The sequence below is a fragment of the Blastococcus tunisiensis genome, from assembly GCF_900112815.1.
Taxonomy (GTDB): domain Bacteria; phylum Actinomycetota; class Actinomycetes; order Mycobacteriales; family Geodermatophilaceae; genus Blastococcus_B; species Blastococcus_B tunisiensis.
Genome location: NZ_FOND01000010.1, coordinates 112,449 through 130,311, shown reverse-complemented (window position 1 = coordinate 130,311; position 17,863 = coordinate 112,449). Strand labels below are relative to the sequence as shown.

The window sequence follows — 17,863 nt, the reverse complement described above, 5'->3', positions numbered from 1 at the left end:
CTCCGCGATGCAACGCACGGCGGCCCTCGGCGAGGATGGCGAGGTGTCCGGCGTCCCGGTGGTCGTGGTCGGCGCCGGGCCCGTGGGGTTGACGGCGGCGCTGCTGCTCGCCCGGCGGGGGATCGACGTGCTGGTGCTGGAGAAGCACCCGGAGCCCTATCCGCTGCCGCGGGCGGTGCACCTGGACGACGAGGTGTTCCGCGTGCTGCAGGCGGCGGGCGTGGCCGACGCCGTCCTGGCCCGGTCCCGGCCGCTGGCCGGCCTGCGGCTGCTCGACCGCACGCACCGGGTCCTGGCGGAGTTCGCCCGCCACCCGGACGCCGGGGTGCACGGCTGGCCACAGGGCTCGCTGATCCACCAGCCGGACCTGGAGGAGGTGCTCGCCCACGAAGCCGCAGCCCACCCGCGCATCACCGTGGAGCGGGGGGCGGAGGTGTCCGGGCTCGGCCAGGCCGAGGGTGGGGTCACCGTCACGGTCCGGGCGCCCGACGGCGGGCCGGACCGGTCCGTCCGGGCGGTCGCCGTGCTCGGGTGCGACGGCGCGAACAGCACCGTGCGCGACCTCATCGGGGCCTCGATGCGGGACCTGGGACCGGCCGACCGATGGCTGGTGCTCGACGTCCGTTCACCGGTCGCGCTGCCGGTCTGGCCGGGGGCGCACCAGGTGTGCGACGCGCGGCGTCCTGCGACCTTCATGCCGGTCACCGGCGACCGGTACCGCTGGGAGGCCCGGCTGGCACCCGGCGAGACGGTCGAGGACGCGACCACGCCCGACCGGCTCGCCGACCTGCTGGCGCCGGTCGACCCGGCTGCCGTCGAGGTCGTGCGGGCGGTGGAGTACACCTTCCGGGCGCAGGTGGCCGACCGCTGGCGGCACGGGCGGGTGCTGCTGGCCGGCGACGCCGCGCACCTGTCCCCGCCGTTCATCGGCCAGGGGCTCGGGTCGGGCTTGCGCGACGCCCACCAGCTGGCCTGGAAGCTCGCCGCGGTCCTGGAGGGCGACGACGACGCGCTGCTGGACACCTACCAGGCCGAGCGCGAGCCGCACGCCCGCGCGCTGGTCCGGGTGGCCCAGCTGCTCGGCGGGCTCATGACCGGCGGCGGACGGGGTGGCGACGTCCTCCGCCGCGCTGTGCTGGCCGCCGTCCGGCGGATCCCCGCCGTGGCCCGGCTGGCGACCGACAGCCGGACCCCGCCGCTGCGGCGCGGGCCCCTGGTCGAGCGTCGCGGCCGGGCGGGCCGCCGACTGGCCGGCACGCTGGTCCCGCAGCCGGAGGTGCTCGTCGACGGGCGCCCCTGCCGGCTGGACGACGTCCTCGGCCAGGGCTGGGTGGTGCTGTCCGCCGGGGGCCCGCTCCCGACCCTCCGCGGCGCTCCGGAGCCCCGTGTCCTGCGGACCGGCGACGGGCCGGGGGAGGTGACGTCGGCCGAGCTGGACCGGTGGCTCCGAGGAGGCTCGGTGCTGGTGCGCCCCGACCGGATCGTCGCCGCGGCCGCCGGCCGCCGGCTCATCGGCAGTGGTCGCGCAGCGGCGTCCGACCTGGTGCGTCCGCGCACGCCGACGGGCGGTAGAAAGGTGATGTGAGCCGGATCAACGACATCGGCGGCATGGTCGGCTTCTCCGCGGTGGTGGTGGAGCCCGACGAGCCGCCCTTCCACGCCGACTGGGAGGCCCACCTGCACGCGCTGAACGCGTTGCTGATCCGCCAGGGCGTCTACAACCGGGACGAGTTCCGGGACGCCATCGAGCGGATGCCGCCGGCGGAGTACCTGGCTGCGTCCTACTACGAGCGATGGTTCGCCGCCGTCTCCACGTTGCTGGTGGAGAAGGGGGTCCTCACGCCCGATGAGGTGGCCGGCGGGCAGGATGCCACGGCCCAGCGGGGACCCGCCGATGAGTGAGAGCTTCTCTCCGGGCGACCGGGTCCGCACGAGAACGCTGGATCCAGCCGGGCACACGCGCCTTCCCCGCTACGCCCGCGGTGCGGTGGGCGAGATCGTGGAACGGGCCGGTGACCACCCTCTGGCCGAGGACCGGGCGCGCGGGCTGCCGGGCGAGCCGCAGCCGGTCTACCACGTCCGCTTCCGCGCCGGCGACCTGTTCGGGAGCGGCGACCACGCGGTCACCGTCGAGCTGTGGCAGGACTACCTCGAGCCGCTGGGAACGGCAGCACGATGAGCGGCCACCATCCCAGCGCCGCGATCGCCGAGCGGGTCCGGCACATCGAGAGCCTGCTGGAACGGCACGGCGTGATCGCTCCCGGCGAGGTCGACCGTCGCATCGACGACCTGCTCGCCGGCGGTACCCCGCTCAACGGTGCCCGCATCGTGGCGCGGGCATGGACCGATCCGGCCTTTCGCGAACGACTGCTCACCGATGCGAACTCGGCCATCCGGGAACTGGCGCTCTCCATGGGCGGGGGCGCTTCCGAACTGCGCCTGAAGGTGGTGGCCAACACTGCCGAGGAGCACCACGTCGTGGTCTGCACCCTCTGCTCCTGCTACCCGACAGCGCTGCTGGGCCCCTCGCCGAGCTGGTACAAGAGCGATGCCTACCGGGCCCGGGTCGTCCGGGACCCGCGCGGCATCCTGGCGGAGTTCGGCGTGGACCTGCCTGCCGACGTCCGGATCACCGTCTGGGACGCCAGCGCCGAGTCCCGCTACATGGTCCTGCCCCGCCGCCCCGAGGGCACCGACGGGCTCGACGAGGCGGAGCTGGCCGCCCTCGTCACGCGCACCGGCCTCATCGGCACCGCCCTCGTCTGATCCGTGCCGCGCGCGGGCGCCGGCGTCATTCCCGGATGTGCCGGCGAAGGCCCCGATCGGCGACCGTGAGCACGATCAGGAGGGCTCCGGTCCCGACGGACACCCAGCCGAGAAGCTGGAGCCCGGAGTCACTGGCGCCGTCGACGTAGGCGAGGGCGACCACGCCCGTGGCCGTCATCGCGCCGGTGTACTGCGCCGTACGGAACAGGCCCGCAGCGGCACCCACCTGGTCGGCGGGCGCCGCCCGGTAGACGAGCACCTGGTTCGCGACGAGACCGAGACCGTTCGGCAGGCCGAACACCGCTGAGACCAGCACGAGCAGGGCGATCGGGGAGTCGGCGTGCAGCAGGAGCATCCCCGCGCTTCCGGCGAGCAGACCGAGCGCCCCCACGAGCAGCGGCCCGATCAGGCGGCGACCGCGGACCCCGACGAAGGATGCGGTCGCCGCGACCGCGGACATGCCCAGGAGCACCAGCCCGGCCGTGCTCGCGGAGAGCCCACGGCTGTCCTGGAGCCACGGGGTGAGCCCGAAGAGCACCCCGTAGACGACGAGGAAGGTGACGAAGACCCGCAGATAGGCGATGACCAGAGCGGGGTTCGAGGCGAGCATGCGGAGATCGATGAACGGCGTTCGCGCTCGGAGCTCGACCAGGACGAGGAGCACGACGCAGGCCGCGAATCCGAGCAGGACCTGGACCGGCGGACGCGGCAGCTCCATCGTGATCAGCAGGAAGAGAGCGACAGCTCCGCCGAAGAGCGCGGTCCCCGGCAGGTCGAGCAGCCGCCATGCCGCCACCGTCCGGACCCGTGGTCGTGAGCGCGGGAGCAGGAGGAAGCCCAGGGCGGTGACGGCCAGGCCGAGCGGCACGTTGATCGCGAACACGGCCCGCCACCCGATCGTGTCCACGAGGACACCACCCAGCGGAGGGCCGACGGTGAGCGTCACCAGGCTCACCGTGCTGAGCAGGCCCAGGGTGCGGGGCGGGGTGGGCACACCCAGCCGGTCGGCCTGCTCCCGGAGCATCGCGATCGCCGCCGGATACGCCGCGCCGGTGCCGAGACCGACCAGGGCACGCGAGGCCACCAGCCACGCGAAGGTCGGCGCCAGCGCACCCAGCACGCCGGCCGTCGCCACCAGCATGCCGCCGGCGAGGAACACCCGGCGCGGGCCGAACTGGTCGGCCAGCCGGCCGGCGACCGGCTGGCCGATCGCGCTCGCCAGGTACATGACCGCCACCAGCCATGCCGTCGCCGCGGAGCCGACGCCGAGATCGCTGCCGATCGGTGACAACGCGGTGGCGATCACCGTGGAGTTGACCGGGTTCAGCACTGCGCCGGCGCAGAGGGGGAGCACCAGGCGTGGCCCCAGGTCGACGGCCCGGTGTCGTCCGAACCGGGACGGCGCGGTCGTCGGACGGCGAGCTCCCCGACGGCGGGCACGCCGCCGGTCGGCCGAGGTGTCCGAGCGCGAGAGCACGATCCTCCCGGACCCGTTCGGTGCCCTGCGCGGGCAGTGTGGCGTGGATGGCGGAGTGCCCCTCGGCTCTGGTCGGGACTGTACGGCCCGGAGTCGGGCGGCTACATCCCGTGCAGCTGCTTGACCAGGACGGGGCAGTCGGCGCTGAGCAGGATCCGCTGGGCGTCGCTGCCCATCAGGGCCTTGCCCACCCGCGTGCGCTTGGCGAGCCCGATGACCATCAGCTCGACCTCGCGCGTCCCGGCGATCCGGACCAGGTCCACCGCCGCGCTGACGGCCACGATGCCGGCCTCGTAGGACGCGTCGTAGCCCTCGGCCGCCAGGGACTCGACCAGCTGGCCGAGGCTCCGCTCCGTCCGCCTGAGCCGCTGGAGCTCGTCGTCGTCCGTCCCGACCCGCACCAGGGTGACCAGATGCACGCGCGCCGGGCTGGGCGCCACCTTCTTCGCCAGCTCCAGCAGGGGCTGGTGTGGCTGGTTCTCCTTGAGTGCGACGAGGATGTCGGTGAACACGCGGTATTCGCTCCCTGGACTCGTGGGATCACGCCGTCGGCGACGGCGTCAGTGCTGTGCGGACCGGTGAGCCTGGCTCGCCGGGGTGCTCGGCAGGGCGGCGTCGAGGGCCTCCTCGAACTGCGCGAGCGTCATGACGTCGGCGTACTTGTGGTGCAGGTCGAAGAGGCTGACCTTGTGGCTGAGGGGGCTCCGATCGAACACCGCCTCCTCGACCACGACCACGTGCAGGCCGTGGGAGTAGGCGTCGACCGCTGTCGCCCGGACACAACCGCTCGTGGTCTCCCCGGAGAGGACCAGCGTGTCGATCCGCAGCCGGGTCAGGTGCTCGGCCAGGCCGGTCTCGAAGAAGACGCTGGCGCGCCGCTTCGGGACCAGGAGCTCGCCGGAACGGGGCCCGAAGGCGGGGTCGAGAGCCAGGTCCGCTGCATCGCGCGACGACGGGGGGCGGTGGGTCGCGCGGGAGGTCTCGGGGTCCTGCGTGCTGAACAGAACCGGGACGTCACGGCTGCGGGCGTGGTCGAGCAGGGCGGCGATCGGCGCCCGCGCGGCCCAGGCAGCGGGGCCGCAGCTGCGCGGGTTCCGGGCGACGGCCTCGGCCAGTGACACTGGCCCGTCGGGGAACACGCCGCTGAACAGGTCGACGGCCAGCACCGCGGGACGGCCGACGATCCGGGTCTCGCGCCGGTAGGCGCGGTAGACCTCCAGGGTTTCGGCCGGGACGACGTCCCGCCAGCAGTGGTCCTCGAACGCGTCGAGAGCCTCCGTCGTCGACGACATGGACAGCACCTCAGGGTGGCGAGGGCCGGGAGGGGGCGCCGGCCGGGGGAACGGGAGGACAGTGCGGCGGGTGCCGGCGACGAGAGCGCCGGCACCCGCCGTGTCTCAACTCAGAAGGAGTCCTTCAGCACCGCGGCGAACTCCGGCGAGGTGTCGAGGACGGACTCGAGCAGCTCCAGGTACTCGTCGCCGGTCAGGACGTCGATCGGGCGCTGCTGCTGGTCCAGCTCCTGGATCAGGTCCTCGTTGCTGGTGGCGCACTCGAAGCCCTCACGGAGCTCGGCCAGCTGGTCCTCCGGGAGGCCGGGGGGCGCCACCAGCCCGCGGCCGAGGGTCTCGAGCGCCACCAGGTCGTCGAGCAGCTCCTTGCCCTCGTCGGACTCGGGGACGAAGTCGGTCACGACCGGCGTGTCGGGAAGCAGTTCCACCGGCTCGTCGCTGGCCACGACGACGGCCTCGACCTCGCCGCTCTCCACCGGGCCGAGCACGCTGTCCCAGGTGCTGGCGTGGGCGTCGGCGTTACCGGCGATGACCGCCAGGCGGGCCTCACCCGAACCGCCGAAGCCGGTGACGACCTCGATCGGGAAGCCGTAGATGGCCGACAGCACGCTGGCCGCGATGTACTCGTTGCTGCCGGGGCCGGTGGCGGCGAAGCGGACCGTCTCCTCGGAGTCGATCATGTCCTGGAACGAGGTCAGCCGCCCGTCGGTGGCCACGGCGACGGTGTCCGGAGCGGTCGCCACCCGACCGATGATCGAGAACTCCGACATGTCGAACATGACGCCGTCGGCGCCCGCGATCTGCGCGCTGGTCGTGCCGACCGAGTTGGTGATCTGGATCCGGCGCTCGTCCGGCCCGGCCTTGGCCGTCGTGTTGGTGGCGAGCAGGCTTCCGGCACCGGGCTCGTTGCGGACGACGACCTCGGCCCCGAGACACTCGCCCAGGTAGGGCGCCATGGCGCGGGCGTAGACGTCGTAGCCGCCACCGGCGTCGTAGGGAACCACGAAGTCGAGATTCTCGCCCTCGTAGAACTTCGCGGCCGCGGCGTCCCCGGTCGCGTCGGCGTCCTGCCCGCAGGCGGCGAGGGCGGCGACGAGCACGACGGCTCCGCCGGTGCGGCGCAGAGCGGTCAACGGCCTGTGGGTCATGACGTTCTCCTTGGCTCGGGTGGCAGTGCGGATGCTGGTGCTGGCCGGTGGAGTGGGACCGCCGGAGCGGGCGTCGGTCCATCGGCGTCGTGCGGCTGTGCATGCCGTCCACCGGGCACGCCGGTGGACGGGGGTCAGAGGAAGAGCCCGGGCGGCACCGGCAGCTGCAACGCCACCTCGAACGCGAGGTACAGCACGGCGAGGATCACGGCCGCGTAGGCGACGCTGAACACCCAGGGCCTGCGGACGGAGAACCGCAGGTAGGTCAGAGCGAACAGCGGTGCGACGACGAAGAGCCCGGCGACGTACAGCCCGACGAAGAAGGCGGCGACCCACGCCAGCGAACCGGCCCAGGCGCGGCCACCGGCGTGGGCGAAGACGTACTCGACGTCGCCCTCGGCCTCGTCGTCTGCATCCACCCGCTCCTCGACGACCGGCACGGGGGTTCGGGCGCGCAGGAGCAGGATCACCACGTGCAGCAGGGCCAGCGCCAGGCCGACACCGGTGACCATGCGCGGGAACAGCCCCGCCCTGACCGACCACTCCGTCGCGATCCAGAAGGCGTTGCCGAACAGCGCGGCCAGGCCGAGGCTGATGACGATGTCGGCCACCGGCAGCCGGCGCTCGGTCCGGCGCTCGGCCGCGGCCGGGTTCGCGGTGTCGGTCGGGGTCTCGGGCGTGGTCACGAACGGACCTCCTCGGCGACGGGGGCGTTCCGGGAACGGGCCTGGCGACGCCGGAGCGCGGGGACCACGAAGACGAGGAGGAGCACCACGGCCAGGCCGATGACCGTCGGGCGGAGGAGCCAGTCCCACCCGAACAGCGAATAGGAGACGAACAGGTAGCGCTCGGCGATGCCGCCGAGGACCACGGCCAGCAGGAAGGGCACGCGCGGCCAGTCCCAGCGGATGCAGGCCACGCCGATCGCCGCGGCCACCAGCATGACGAGGACGTCGCCGAAGGAGTTGCTGGAGCTGTAGGCGCCCAGCCCCAGCAGGAGCAGGAGGAAGGGCACCAGGAGCGGGCCTGAGATGAAGGTCAGCCGGGTGAGCGGGCGGAGGAACGCGAAGGCGGCCGCGACGGCGACGATGTTGGCCAGGACGACGATCCACACCATGGAGTAGGTGACGTCGAGCTCGGTGGTGAGCATCTCCGGGCCCGGGTCGAGTCCGGCGATCAGGAAGGCGCTCAGCAGCACGGCGGTGGCCGCTCCGCCGGGGATGCCGAAGGCGATGGTGGGAACGAGCGAGCCGCCGTCCTTCGCGTTGTTGACCGCGCCGGAGGCGATGACGCCGTCGATCGCCCCCTTGCCGAACTGCTCGGGGTTCTTGGACGACTGCCGGGCCTGGCCGTAGGCGATGAACTGGGCCACCGAACCGCCGAGGCCCGGGATCATGCCGATCGTGGAGCCGATGGCGCTGGCCCGCAGGACGACCGGCCAGTGGCGCAGTGTGTCGCGAATGCCCTCGCCGATGCCGGTGATCCGCTTCGGCATCTCGCCGGCACCGCCGGCGATGCTGCTGCGGCTGAGCATCAGCTGCAGGACCTCGGCTCCACCGAAGAGGCCGACCACGAGCGGAACCAACGGGATGCCGTCCCACAGGTAGATCTCGTCCATCGTGTAGCGGGGGATCCCCTCCTGGGAGTCGATCCCGATGAGGGCCACCAGCAGGCCCAGGGCGGCCATGAGCAGGCCCTTTAGCACCTTCTTGCCCGACAGCGCCACCACGAACGTCAGCCCTACGAGGGTGAGCATGAAGAATTCGGGGGCGCTCAGGGCCAGGACGACCGGGCGGATGACCGGCACCATCGCGGCGAGGACGAACGCGCCGAACACCGATCCCAGGGCGGAGCTGAAGAGCACCGCCCCGAGGGCCCGGCCGCCCTGTCCGCGCCGCGTGAGGGGGTACCCGTCGAGTGTGGCGGCCGCCGAGGTCGCCTCGCCCGGGATGCCGAAGAGGACGGAGGTGATGTCGCCGGTCGTGGAGGTGACCACCAGCATCCCGAGCAGGAAGGCGAAGGCCTCGACCGGCTCCATGCCGAACGTGAAGGGCAGCATCAGCGCCAGCGTCACCGGGCCGCCGAGGCCGGGCAGGATGCCGACGACGAAGCCGATCGCGACGCCGAGCAGCATCAGGCCGAGGGTCTGCAGTTGCAGAACCTGCGACAGGCTGTCGAGGAGTGCCTCGCCCACGGAAGCTCCAGGGGACGTAGTGGTCCGCATGACCGAGTCGGCCAACCGGGGTGGGGATGCAGAGGCGTCGACCCGGACGGTGATGGTGTCCGGTTCTCGACCCCTGCGGCCTGACGTGCTGTGCATCACGTCCGGCACGGATGGTCGAGCAGAAATGAGTTCTTTGTCAAGCCGGGTGTTCCGAGGCGCGGACGTGGTTCTGAGCGTGAACAGCTGGCCCGGGTGGTCCCTTGTCCATCGTGATGAGCGCCACGTACAGTCCGCACGGCAGAAAACGTTTCTGCTGGCTTGGTCGGGAGGAAGCGTCGTGAGACAGGTGGGAGTCATCGGTCTCGGCGGCATGGGAATCGCCCTGACCGAGTCCCTGCTCGGCGCCGGATGGCCCGTGCGCTGCTACGACATCCGGCCCGACCCGGTGGCCGCCATGGTGGCCAAGGGGGCAGAGGCAGCGGCCGGCCCGCGGGAGCTGGCCGCCGCCAGCGACGTCGTCCTCACGTTCCTGCCCGGCCCGGACCAGGTTCGCGCGGTGGCGCTGGATCCTGCCGACGGTGTCCTGGCGGGCCTGCGGCGGGGCGCGGCGATGCTCGACATGTCCACCTGCGGCCCGGACCTGGCCGAGGAACTCGGCTCGGCATTCGACGCCGCCGGTCGCCGGTTCGTCGACTGCCCCGTGAGCCGGAAGGCGCCGCACATGACCGTCCTGGTCGGTGGCCGGCCGGGCGTGCTCGGCGCGGACGAGGAGGTCCTCGCAGCCGTGTCCCGGGTCATCGTCCACTGTGGCCGGCGCGGGGCGGGCTACGCGGTCAAACTGCTCAATCAGCAGGTGAAGTACAGCTGGTACCTCGCTTCCGCCGAGGCCCTGCTCGTGGGTGCGGCCCTCGGGCTGGACGCCGAGACGGTGGCCACGGCCATCGAGGAGTCCAGCGGGTCGGACTCCGGCTTCTCCACGGCTGCCAAGTTCTTCCGGGGCGATGCCGCGGGTATCGCCACCCACGCCCCGGCGAGCACGATCGAGAAGGATCTCGCCCTCGCCGAGGCCATGGCCGCCGACGCGGGCGTCCGCAGCCGGCTGCTGTCGGCAGCCGTCGACTTCTTCGTCACCGCCGGGGGCACCCCCTACCGCGAGCGTCCTTATCCGGAGAGCTCCGCACTTCTTCAGGCACTGCGGGCGATGCCCCCACGAACAGGAGCGTGACCGTGACCATCACCGACCGGACGGTTCCCGGCCTCGGCACGACGTCGGACCTCGGCGACCTCGTCGCCCTGGGCTGCCGGGTGCTGGCCTACCGCGGCCTGGCCGAGGACATCCTGGGGCACATCAGCGTCCGCACCGCAGGCGACGAGCTCCTCGTGCGCTGCCGGGGCCCCCAGGAGCGGGGGCTGCTCTTCACTGGATCCGACGACGTGCATGCGGTCTCCCTCGACGGCGAGAGCGAGATGCCGGTCGGCTTCTCGGCCCCGAACGAGCTGCCCATCCACACGGAGATCCTCCGGGCCCGGCCGGACGTCCAGGCCGTGGTGCACGTGCACCCGCCGGCGGTCGTCGCCGCCGACCTGGCCGGTCTGCCCCTGCGCCCGATCGTGGGCGCGTACAACATCCCCGCCATGCGGATGGCCCAGGAAGGTGTCCCGACCTATCCGCGCGGTGTGCTCATCAACCGGCCGGAGCTGGGGCAGGACGTGGCACGGGCCCTGGGCGACCGGTCCGTGTGCATCCTGCGGGGGCACGGCATCGTCGCTACGGGTGACTCCGTGGAGCAGGCCGTCGTCCGCGCACTGAACCTCGACGCGCTGGCCCGGATGACGCTGCAGGCCAACAGTTTCGGGACGACGCCGCCCGAGCTGTCCGCGGAGGACGTCAGCGCCATGCCCGACCTCGGCTCGGCGTTCAACGATGCGCAGGTCTGGGCGTACAACGTGAGCAGGCTGCAGCTCGCCGGCCTGGCGGACCCTCTCTGACTCACCGCCGGGGATCGGGCCTCGGTCCGTCCCCGGCGGCCAGCCGGCTCAGCGCCCGGCGACGCGGCGGGCGGTCCGCTGGAGATGCTCGGCCATGACCCGCTGCGCGCGGTCGGCGTCGCGGGCCCGGACGGCCTCGACGAACGTGCGGTGCTCCGCGACGCCCTGGCGGCCCTCGTGCTGCGCCTCGCGCAGGGACATCAGCACAGGCTCGCGCAACGAGCGCATGAGCATGACCAGTGCGGGATTGTGCGCCGCGGCCGCGACCCGGAGATGGAAGTCGAAGGACATCGTCACCGTGTAGGTCCCTCCCTCCCGCGCCCGCGCCGCCTCGTCGCACAGCGCCATCAACTCGTCGAGTTCCTCGTCGGTGGCGCGCTCGCACACCAGGGGCACGACGCCCAGCTCGAACACGACGCGGGCCTCGGTCACCTCGGCCGCCGACAGCGCGGACATGCTGAGCAGATCGGTGATTCCCTCGCCGATCCGCCCGGTCGTGGGAGCGGTCACGAAAGCGCCACCCCGTGAGCCGACGCGGATCTCGATCAGGCCGTTCGCCTCGAGCACCCGCAAGGCCTCCCGCACGGTCACCCGGCTGACCCCGAACCTCTCGCAGAGCTCCCGCTCGGACGGCAGCCGGGCGCCGATGGCCAGCTCGCCGGTGCGGATCAGCGCTCGTACCTGGTCGACGATCGCCTGCGAGATGCGTCCGACCGCGACCGGCTGGAACAACCCGGCGTTGGATGGGGCGGAGCCTTCACTCACGGCCCGTCTCCTCTCATCCAGCGCGGACGCTACTGCACCCGGACGGACCGGACTCGCAGGTGACAAGTGTCCCTTCCTGGTGGGCACGGGGGTCAGCCCGCCGGGCGGAGCCGGCCCACGCCCACCGCAGGAGCGGTGATGAGCAGCCCGGCGGTGAGAATGGCGGCACTGAGCGGAATGACGGTCACCAGGCCCGCGACGGCGAACGGCGCCAGCAGGAGGGCCGCCGCCCGGAACGTGCCCGCCGACGCGATCGCCTCGCCGCGTTCCTCGGGGTGGACGGCGTCGGTGGCGACGGCGGGACCCACCGTCTGCAGCGCGCCCGCCCCGATCCCCGAGACGCACAGCGCGACGGCGCAGAGCACAGCCGCGCCGGCGAGCGGCCCGACCACCGCGATGCCGATGCCGCTGGCGAGGACGCCCAGCACCAGGGACAGGCGCAGCCCGGCGCCGCGCAGCCGGCCCGCGACCGCGCTGCCGGCCACCTGGGCGCCGTTGGCCACGGCCACGAGGGCGCCGATCGTCGTCGAGCTCTGCCGGGCGTGCTCCAGGGCCACCGGGACGTAGGACCCGAGCAGCCCGCGCCAGGCACCGGCACTGGCGCCGGCCCAGCAGGCGACGTCCACCCCCGGGCGCCGCCAGACCTGGACCCGGCTGCGGTCCTTGCTGCGCGCGGCGAAGGGGGCGAGCCGGGTGAGCAGCAGGGCGCTGAACACGCCCAGCGCGCTGACGGCCGCGGCTACCCCCAGTGCCAGTTGCGGCGACCGGGTGATGAGCAGCCCGGCCATCAGTGGGCCGGCGATCTGCCCCAGGCCGGAGGCCAGGTTGACCCGCGCGAGCGCGCCGACCGCGGAATCGGACATGCGGACGGCGTGGGTCTGCGTGCCGGTCCAGAAGAAGGCCCGGGCCAGGCCCTGGAGCAGCTGGGACACCGCGAAGAGCAGCCACGTGGTCGAGAGCACCAGGACTCCGCAGGACGCCGCGAGGGAGGCGGCCGCCACGACGACGAAGACCTTGTCGGGCAGGTGTCGCATCATCGCGCCCATGAAGATCCGCGTGCCCATCTGGGACGCCGCGGACAGTGCGACGAGGATCCCGACCTCGGGGGCCGAATAGCCGACCCGCAGCGCCAGCAGCGGCACGGCGACGCTGGCGATGCCGAGTCCGACGGCGAAGATCACCGCCCCGGCCAGGCTGGCGACCGCGTCCCGGCGGGCGGCGCCTCCGCCCTCCTGCGGCGCTCCGGCCATGCGGCGGCTCCTCTCCACGACGACGGGATGTCCGGCTGCACGGTTGACAGTGACCGCGGCCACTCTTACGGTATATTGGACAGACCATTTGCACAACGTGCGGGTTTCGGCCTCGGCCGGCGTCGCACAGGCCGCTGATCAGCGGCGCATCACTGCCGCAGACCCCCAGTGCCGGACGAGTACGGAGATCGACCTCATGCAGATCAAGGCGGACGTGGGCAAGTGCCAGGGCTACGGCAACTGTGTCGACCTGGACCCGGAGCACTTCGACCTGGACGACGACGGCCTGGTCGTCCTGCTGCGGACCTCCGTGGACGAGGCCGAGCTGGAGAAGTCCGGCGCCGCGGTGCGCAGCTGCCCGGTGCAGGCCGTCTGGCTGGCCGATCATGACGGCTGACCGGATCCCCGGCCGGGTCGTCGTCGTCGGCAGCTCGGTCGGTGGGATCCGGACCGGGCAGGCCCTCCGGGCCGCGGGCCATACCGGCGAGGTGGTGCTCGTCGGCGCGGAGGATGTCGCGCCCTACGACAAGCCCCCGCTGTCCAAGCAGGTGCTCGTGGGCGACCAGAGCGCCGGCGACATCCCGCTGCTCGGTCCCGGCGGCTGGGCGGGCGACGGCCTGACGCCGGTGCTGGGCCGCGCCGCGGCGCGGCTGGACCCGGTCGGCAAGCAGGTGATCCTGTCCGACGGCGAGCCGGTGGCCTACGACGCCGTCGTGCTGGCCACGGGCGCGCACCCCCGGAGCATCCCGGCCCCCGAAGGCTCGCTGGTCCGGACCGTTCGCGAACTGCGGGACAGCGAGGCCATCCGGGCGCAGTTCTCCCGTGGTGGTCCCGTCGTCGTCGTGGGCAGCGGTTTCATCGGTGCAGAGGTGGCCTCCAGTGCCCGGCAGCTGGGGCTGGAGGTCACGATCGTCGAGGCGCTCCCGGAGCCGTTCGCCCGGGCTCTCGGCTCCGAGGTGGCCGCTCGGATCGGCCGGCTGCACGCCGACGCGGGGGTCTCGGTCCTGGGCTCGGCGGCGGTCGCCCGGGTGGAGTCGCTGGCCGACGGCACCGGTGTCGTGCACCTGGCCGACGGCCGGCGGCTGCCGGCGGCGACCGTCGTGGTGGGCATCGGTGTGGTCCCGGCCACGCGGTGGCTGGAGGACTCCGGTCTCGACCTCGACCGCGGCGTGCTGACCGACGAGTACTGCCGTGCATCCGGCGCGCCGGACGTGTACGCCGTCGGTGACGTCGCGCGCTGGTTCGACGTGCGCAGCGGGGAGCACCGCCTCGTGGAGCACTGGACCAACGCGGTCGAGCAGGCCAACCTCGTGGCGCACAACCTGCTGCACCCCGACGAGCTGCGTCCGCACGTGAAGGCGCCGTACTTCTGGTCCGACCAGCACGGTCTGAAGATCCAGATGGTCGGGCGCATCCACCCCGACGACCGGGTGAGCTTCCTGCGCTGCACCACGTCGGCCGGGGAGAAGGACGTCGCGCTCTACTCCCGCGACGGCGGCTTCTCGGCCGCCGTCGTCCTCGGCTGGCCGCGCGCCGTCGTGGCCTGCCGCCAGGCCTGGGAGCGGGGGGAGGACCTCGCGCAGGTCACCGGCCGGCTGTCCGCCCTCGCCACCGCGGCCACCCCCGTTCCGGTCGGCTGACCCCGCGGCCCCGCGCATCCCCGTCCCACCCGATCCCGACATGACCACCCCCCGACAGAGGAGGACGAGCAAGTGACGACAGTCGAAGAGCCCACCCGTACCGGTGCTCCGCAGGTGCGGAACCTGGTCGACGTCAAGAACGGCGAGATCAGCCGCGAGATCTTCATCGACGAGCAGATCTTCAAGAACGAGCTGGAGAACCTGTTCCCGCGGGCCTGGTTGTTCGTCGGCCACGCCACGCAGGTGCCCGAGCCCGGGGACTTCTTCTCCTCGTGGATGGGGGCCGACCCCGTCCTGCTGACCCGGGACGACAAGGGCGAGCTGAACGTCCTGCTGAACTCGTGCCGGCACCGAGGCATGCGCGTCTGCCGCTACGACGAGGGCAACACCCTCCAGTTCACCTGCCCCTATCACGCCTGGTCGTACTCGATCGACGGCTCGCTGGTCGACACTCCCGGCGCGCTGCACGGTGTCCCGCAGCAGAAGGCGGCGTACGGCACCAACCTGGAGCGGGAGAAGTGGGGGCTGGTGCGCGCCGCCCAGGTGCACAACTACAAAGGCCTGGTCTTCGCCAACTGGGACCCGGAGGCGCCGTCGTTCGACGAGTACGTCGGTGACTTCCACTGGTGGCTGGACAACCTGGCCGACGCCTTCGACGGCACCGAGGGCGGCACCGAGGCCTTCCGCGGCGTGCACAAGTGGCGGATCCGGTCGAACTGGAAGTTCGTCTCGGAGAACTTCCTCGGCGACACCTACCACGGCGCCTCCACCCACGCCTCGGTCGAGGCCGTCGGCATCGGCCCGGGCGGGAAGGGCAAGCGGCGTCACGGCGAGCGTCAGAACGAGGGTGGATTCTCGAAGGGCCGGATGAAGACCTCCTTCCGGCGCGGGCACGGTGCGTCGGACAACCTCGCCTACGAGATCCCGTACCCGGAGTTCGAGGAGGCCGAGCTCGACGAGTACTTCGTCGCCGCATGGGAGAAGCGCAAGGAGAAGCTGCAGGCGGAGGGGCGGCTGCTGGGCGGCCGGGGTCCGGCGACGCTCTTCCCGAACATGTCCTTCGCCGCGGGCTTTCCGCGGACCATCCTGGTCGCGCACCCGATCAGCCCCACCGAGACCGAGGTGTGGCGCTGGTACCTGGTGGACAAGTCCGCGCCCGAGAAGGTGCGCGACTGGCTGCGTCACTACTACATGCGCTACGCGGGTCCGGCCGGGATGACCGAGCAGGACGACATGGAGAACTGGGACTACGCCACCGAGGCCAGCCGGGGCGTCGTCGCCCGGCGCTATCCCTACAACTACCAGCAGGGGCTCGGTCAGGAGACCGCCAGTGACCTGGACGGCTCCGTGCACTCGCACCACGCCATCGCCGGCGAGGTCAACGCCCGCGCCTTCTACCGGCGCTGGGCGGAGTTCGTCGACAACCTCTCGTGGCCGGAGCTCACCGAGCTCGCCCGGGTCGACGACCGCGCCACGGAACGCGATGCCGTCGTCACCGACGTCGCCGAGGGCGTCAAGGTCCTCGACGCCGTCGACGTCGTCGACGGCCCCCCCGCGCAGTAGGACCACCACCACTCCACGAAAGGACTGCCATGCCGATAGACGAGGCCCTGCTCGAGCGGATGCTCCTGCGCGAGAGCGTGTCCGAATTCCTGTACCGGGAGGCCGATCTGCTCGACGAGCGGCGGTACACGGAGTGGCTGGACATGCTCGCCGAGGACTACCAGTACTCGGTGCCGCTCCGGATGAACGTCGCCTTCGGGGAGACGGATGCGCGTGAGGAGACGCGTGCCGGCCGGGAAATCTGCTGGTTCGACGAAGGCAAGGAGACGATGTCCCTCCGCGTCGACCAGCTGAACACGGGCCTCCACTGGGCGGAGGAACCGGTGTCCCGGATCTCGCACCTGGTGACCAACATCCGGCTCGACGCCGTCGAGCTGCCCGAGGTCGCGGTGAGCTGCCGCTTCCTGGTGTACCGGAACCGGGTGGCGGACGAGACCGACTTCCTGGTCGGCCGGCGCAAGGACCGGCTGCGCCAGGTCGGTGATTCCTGGCACGTCGTGCGACGGGAGCTGCTGCTCGACCAGTCCGTCCTCCTGGCGAAGAACCTCTCCATCTTCGTCTGAGGTCGCCCGCCACCAGGCCTCCTCCCGTCGTCACCCGCGGGCGGGAGGAGGTCCGTCGGGGCGCCACCGCCCGTGCTCACCCGAGAGGACCACTGCGTGCGTATCCCGTCATCGAGCCGCGCGGCGCTGCTGCGCGCGTTCGGCCGGCCAGTTGCCGTCGAGGACGTCCCCGTGCCCGCGGAACTCGAGCCGGGAGCGCTCCTGGTGCGCGTCACCATGGCATCGGTGTGCGGCACCGATGTGCACATCTGGGACGGCGGGGCCTTCACTGCGAGCGCCGCGAACCTGCCGCAGGTGATGGGCCACGAGATGGTGGGGGAGATCGTCGCCTTCGGCGACGGCCCGCGCACCGACTCGCTCGGCCGGCCGGTGGAGGTCGGTGACCGGGTGGTGTGGACGCACGCGCCGTGCGGGCAGTGCTTCTACTGCACGATCGAGCGTCAGCCCTCGCTCTGCTCGGGCCGCCGGAGCTACGGACGGCTGCCCGCCTCCGCCTTCCCCCACCTGACCGGGGGCTTCGCGGAGTACTGCTACGTCTTCCCGGGGTCGGGCCGGGTCCGGGTCCCCGACGAGGTGCCGGACGCCTGGGCCGCCCCGGCGAGTTGCGCCCTGCGCACCGTCGTGCACGTGCTGGAGCAGGTGGGGACTATCCAGCCCCACGAGTGCGTGGTCGTCCAGGGAGCAGGACCGCTGGGCCTCTACGCGACGGCGATGCTCCGCTCCCTCGGGGTGGGCACCGTTGTCGTGATCGGCGCTCCCGACGGCCGGCTCGAGCTCGCGACGGCCTACGGGGCGACCGGGACCGTGTCGGTGGAGCACCTGCCGGACCCGCGGGAGCGTGACGAGGCAGTGCGCCGGCTGACCCCGGACGGGCGCGGCGCCGATGTCGTGCTGGAGCTCTCCGGCGCACGGTCGGCCTTCGGGGAGGGCCTGGACCTGCTCCGGCCGGGCGGCCGGTACGGCGTCGCCGGGCAGACCAGCGCGGTCGACCTCACGATGGACCCGAGTCTGCTCGTCCGCAAGCAGCTCACCGTCCGGGGCGTCCTCTCGGCCCACGCGGGCCACTACTGGAAGGCCCTGGACTTCCTCCGCCAGACCCGGGACTCCGTCGACTGGGACGCGCTCGTGACCGCGCCCGTCGGGCTGGACGGGGTCACCGACGCCATGCAGTCGATGAAGCGCGGTGTCCTGAAGCCGCTCATCGACCCGCACGTGTGAACCAGCACCCCCGCACCCTTCCCCCGCC

The 17,863-nt window shown here is 72.5% G+C and carries 19 protein-coding genes; 11 read left to right on the top strand and 8 right to left on the bottom strand.

Features of this window, described 5'->3' with window-relative positions:
- Positions 1 to 43: 43 nt before the first annotated feature.
- Genes BM142_RS14100 through BM142_RS14085 form a run of 4 tightly spaced genes read left to right on the top strand, consistent with a single transcriptional unit; the run spans position 44 to position 2,766 of the window.
- Positions 44 to 1,585, top strand: coding sequence for a bifunctional 3-(3-hydroxy-phenyl)propionate/3-hydroxycinnamic acid hydroxylase (locus BM142_RS14100; RefSeq protein WP_092200053.1), 1,542 nt, complete (start codon positions 44 to 46; stop codon positions 1,583 to 1,585).
- A complete protein-coding gene (locus tag BM142_RS14095; RefSeq protein WP_092199864.1) occupies positions 1,582 to 1,902 on the top strand; it encodes an SH3-like domain-containing protein in 321 nt (106 codons plus the stop codon). Before BM142_RS14100 ends, BM142_RS14095 begins: the two co-directional genes overlap by 4 nt.
- Positions 1,895 to 2,179, top strand: a complete 285-nt coding sequence (locus BM142_RS14090; protein WP_092199861.1) for an SH3-like domain-containing protein — start codon at positions 1,895 to 1,897, stop codon at positions 2,177 to 2,179. The genes BM142_RS14095 and BM142_RS14090 overlap by 8 nt, the downstream gene beginning before the upstream one ends.
- Complete coding sequence (locus BM142_RS14085; protein ID WP_092199858.1) at positions 2,176 to 2,766, top strand: nitrile hydratase subunit alpha; 591 nt, start codon at positions 2,176 to 2,178, stop codon at positions 2,764 to 2,766. Before BM142_RS14090 ends, BM142_RS14085 begins: the two co-directional genes overlap by 4 nt.
- Positions 2,767 to 2,791: 25 nt before the next feature.
- Here the strand turns inward: BM142_RS14085 and BM142_RS14080 are convergent, their stop codons facing one another.
- The 6 genes from BM142_RS14080 to BM142_RS14055 all read right to left on the bottom strand — a co-directional run bounded on the left by BM142_RS14080 (position 2,792) and on the right by BM142_RS14055 (position 8,877).
- Positions 2,792 to 4,120, bottom strand: coding sequence for an MFS transporter (locus tag BM142_RS14080; RefSeq protein ID WP_175527271.1), 1,329 nt, complete (start codon positions 4,118 to 4,120; stop codon positions 2,792 to 2,794).
- A 224-nt stretch (positions 4,121 to 4,344) separates the two neighbouring features.
- Positions 4,345 to 4,755: a universal stress protein gene (locus BM142_RS14075; RefSeq protein ID WP_139228886.1), complete on the bottom strand. Its 411-nt coding sequence runs from the start codon at positions 4,753 to 4,755 to the stop codon at positions 4,345 to 4,347.
- A gap of 48 nt (positions 4,756 to 4,803) precedes the next feature.
- Positions 4,804 to 5,535 carry an isochorismatase family protein gene (locus BM142_RS14070; protein ID WP_092199851.1) on the bottom strand — a complete coding sequence of 244 codons (732 nt, stop codon included), beginning with the start codon at positions 5,533 to 5,535 and terminating at the stop codon, positions 4,804 to 4,806.
- Between the two features lie 110 nt (positions 5,536 to 5,645).
- Complete coding sequence (locus BM142_RS14065; protein WP_092199848.1) at positions 5,646 to 6,683, bottom strand: tripartite tricarboxylate transporter substrate-binding protein; 1,038 nt, start codon at positions 6,681 to 6,683, stop codon at positions 5,646 to 5,648.
- A 134-nt stretch (positions 6,684 to 6,817) separates the two neighbouring features.
- Positions 6,818 to 7,369: a tripartite tricarboxylate transporter TctB family protein gene (locus BM142_RS14060; protein WP_175527270.1), complete on the bottom strand. Its 552-nt coding sequence runs from the start codon at positions 7,367 to 7,369 to the stop codon at positions 6,818 to 6,820.
- A complete protein-coding gene (locus tag BM142_RS14055) occupies positions 7,366 to 8,877 on the bottom strand; it encodes a tripartite tricarboxylate transporter permease (RefSeq protein ID WP_092199843.1) in 1,512 nt (503 codons plus the stop codon). The genes BM142_RS14060 and BM142_RS14055 overlap by 4 nt, the downstream gene beginning before the upstream one ends.
- A gap of 307 nt (positions 8,878 to 9,184) precedes the next feature.
- On the opposite strand from BM142_RS14055, the gene BM142_RS14050 reads away from it, so the two are divergent.
- Both BM142_RS14050 and phtC read left to right on the top strand, forming a co-directional pair.
- Positions 9,185 to 10,072 (top strand): NAD(P)-dependent oxidoreductase, encoded by an 888-nt coding sequence (locus BM142_RS14050; RefSeq protein WP_092199840.1) that lies wholly within the window; start codon positions 9,185 to 9,187, stop codon positions 10,070 to 10,072.
- A gap of 2 nt (positions 10,073 to 10,074) precedes the next feature.
- On the top strand, positions 10,075 to 10,836 hold the full coding sequence (gene phtC, locus BM142_RS14045) for a 3,4-dihydroxyphthalate decarboxylase (RefSeq protein WP_217640719.1): 762 nt from the start codon (positions 10,075 to 10,077) through the stop codon (positions 10,834 to 10,836).
- A 48-nt stretch (positions 10,837 to 10,884) separates the two neighbouring features.
- Here phtC and BM142_RS14040 read toward each other — a convergent pair whose 3' ends face one another.
- Positions 10,885 to 11,601, bottom strand: coding sequence for a FadR/GntR family transcriptional regulator (locus BM142_RS14040; protein WP_217640718.1), 717 nt, complete (start codon positions 11,599 to 11,601; stop codon positions 10,885 to 10,887).
- A gap of 92 nt (positions 11,602 to 11,693) precedes the next feature.
- Entirely contained in the window at positions 11,694 to 12,851 is a 1,158-nt protein-coding gene (locus BM142_RS14035) for an MFS transporter (RefSeq protein WP_092199837.1), read from the bottom strand.
- Between the two features lie 196 nt (positions 12,852 to 13,047).
- Between BM142_RS14035 and BM142_RS14030 the strand changes: the two genes are divergently transcribed.
- From BM142_RS14030 to BM142_RS14010, 5 genes are all read left to right on the top strand, one after another.
- A complete protein-coding gene (locus tag BM142_RS14030) occupies positions 13,048 to 13,248 on the top strand; it encodes a ferredoxin (protein WP_092199834.1) in 201 nt (66 codons plus the stop codon).
- Positions 13,238 to 14,491, top strand: a complete 1,254-nt coding sequence (locus tag BM142_RS14025) for an NAD(P)/FAD-dependent oxidoreductase (RefSeq protein WP_092199831.1) — start codon at positions 13,238 to 13,240, stop codon at positions 14,489 to 14,491. Before BM142_RS14030 ends, BM142_RS14025 begins: the two co-directional genes overlap by 11 nt.
- Positions 14,492 to 14,563: 72 nt before the next feature.
- Positions 14,564 to 16,054 carry an aromatic ring-hydroxylating oxygenase subunit alpha gene (locus tag BM142_RS14020; protein ID WP_092199828.1) on the top strand — a complete coding sequence of 497 codons (1,491 nt, stop codon included), beginning with the start codon at positions 14,564 to 14,566 and terminating at the stop codon, positions 16,052 to 16,054.
- A gap of 29 nt (positions 16,055 to 16,083) precedes the next feature.
- Positions 16,084 to 16,617: a 3-phenylpropionate/cinnamic acid dioxygenase subunit beta gene (locus tag BM142_RS14015; protein WP_092199825.1), complete on the top strand. Its 534-nt coding sequence runs from the start codon at positions 16,084 to 16,086 to the stop codon at positions 16,615 to 16,617.
- Between the two features lie 96 nt (positions 16,618 to 16,713).
- Positions 16,714 to 17,835 (top strand): zinc-binding dehydrogenase, encoded by a 1,122-nt coding sequence (locus tag BM142_RS14010; RefSeq protein ID WP_092199822.1) that lies wholly within the window; start codon positions 16,714 to 16,716, stop codon positions 17,833 to 17,835.
- Positions 17,836 to 17,863 lie beyond the last annotated feature (28 nt).

Excerpts from the sequence above, each read along its gene's own strand:
- BM142_RS14090 (WP_092199861.1), top strand. The coding sequence starts at position 1,895 with ATGAGTGAGAGCTTCTCTCCGGGCGACCGGGTCCGCACGAGAACGCTG.
- BM142_RS14085 (WP_092199858.1), top strand. The coding sequence starts at position 2,176 with ATGAGCGGCCACCATCCCAGCGCCGCGATCGCCGAGCGGGTCCGGCAC.
- BM142_RS14070 (WP_092199851.1), bottom strand. The coding sequence starts at position 5,535 with ATGTCGTCGACGACGGAGGCTCTCGACGCGTTCGAGGACCACTGCTGG.
- BM142_RS14065 (WP_092199848.1), bottom strand. The coding sequence starts at position 6,683 with ATGACCCACAGGCCGTTGACCGCTCTGCGCCGCACCGGCGGAGCCGTC.
- BM142_RS14035 (WP_092199837.1), bottom strand. The coding sequence starts at position 12,851 with ATGGCCGGAGCGCCGCAGGAGGGCGGAGGCGCCGCCCGCCGGGACGCG.
- BM142_RS14030 (WP_092199834.1), top strand. The coding sequence starts at position 13,048 with ATGCAGATCAAGGCGGACGTGGGCAAGTGCCAGGGCTACGGCAACTGT.
- BM142_RS14025 (WP_092199831.1), top strand. The coding sequence starts at position 13,238 with ATGACGGCTGACCGGATCCCCGGCCGGGTCGTCGTCGTCGGCAGCTCG.
- BM142_RS14015 (WP_092199825.1), top strand. The coding sequence starts at position 16,084 with ATGCCGATAGACGAGGCCCTGCTCGAGCGGATGCTCCTGCGCGAGAGC.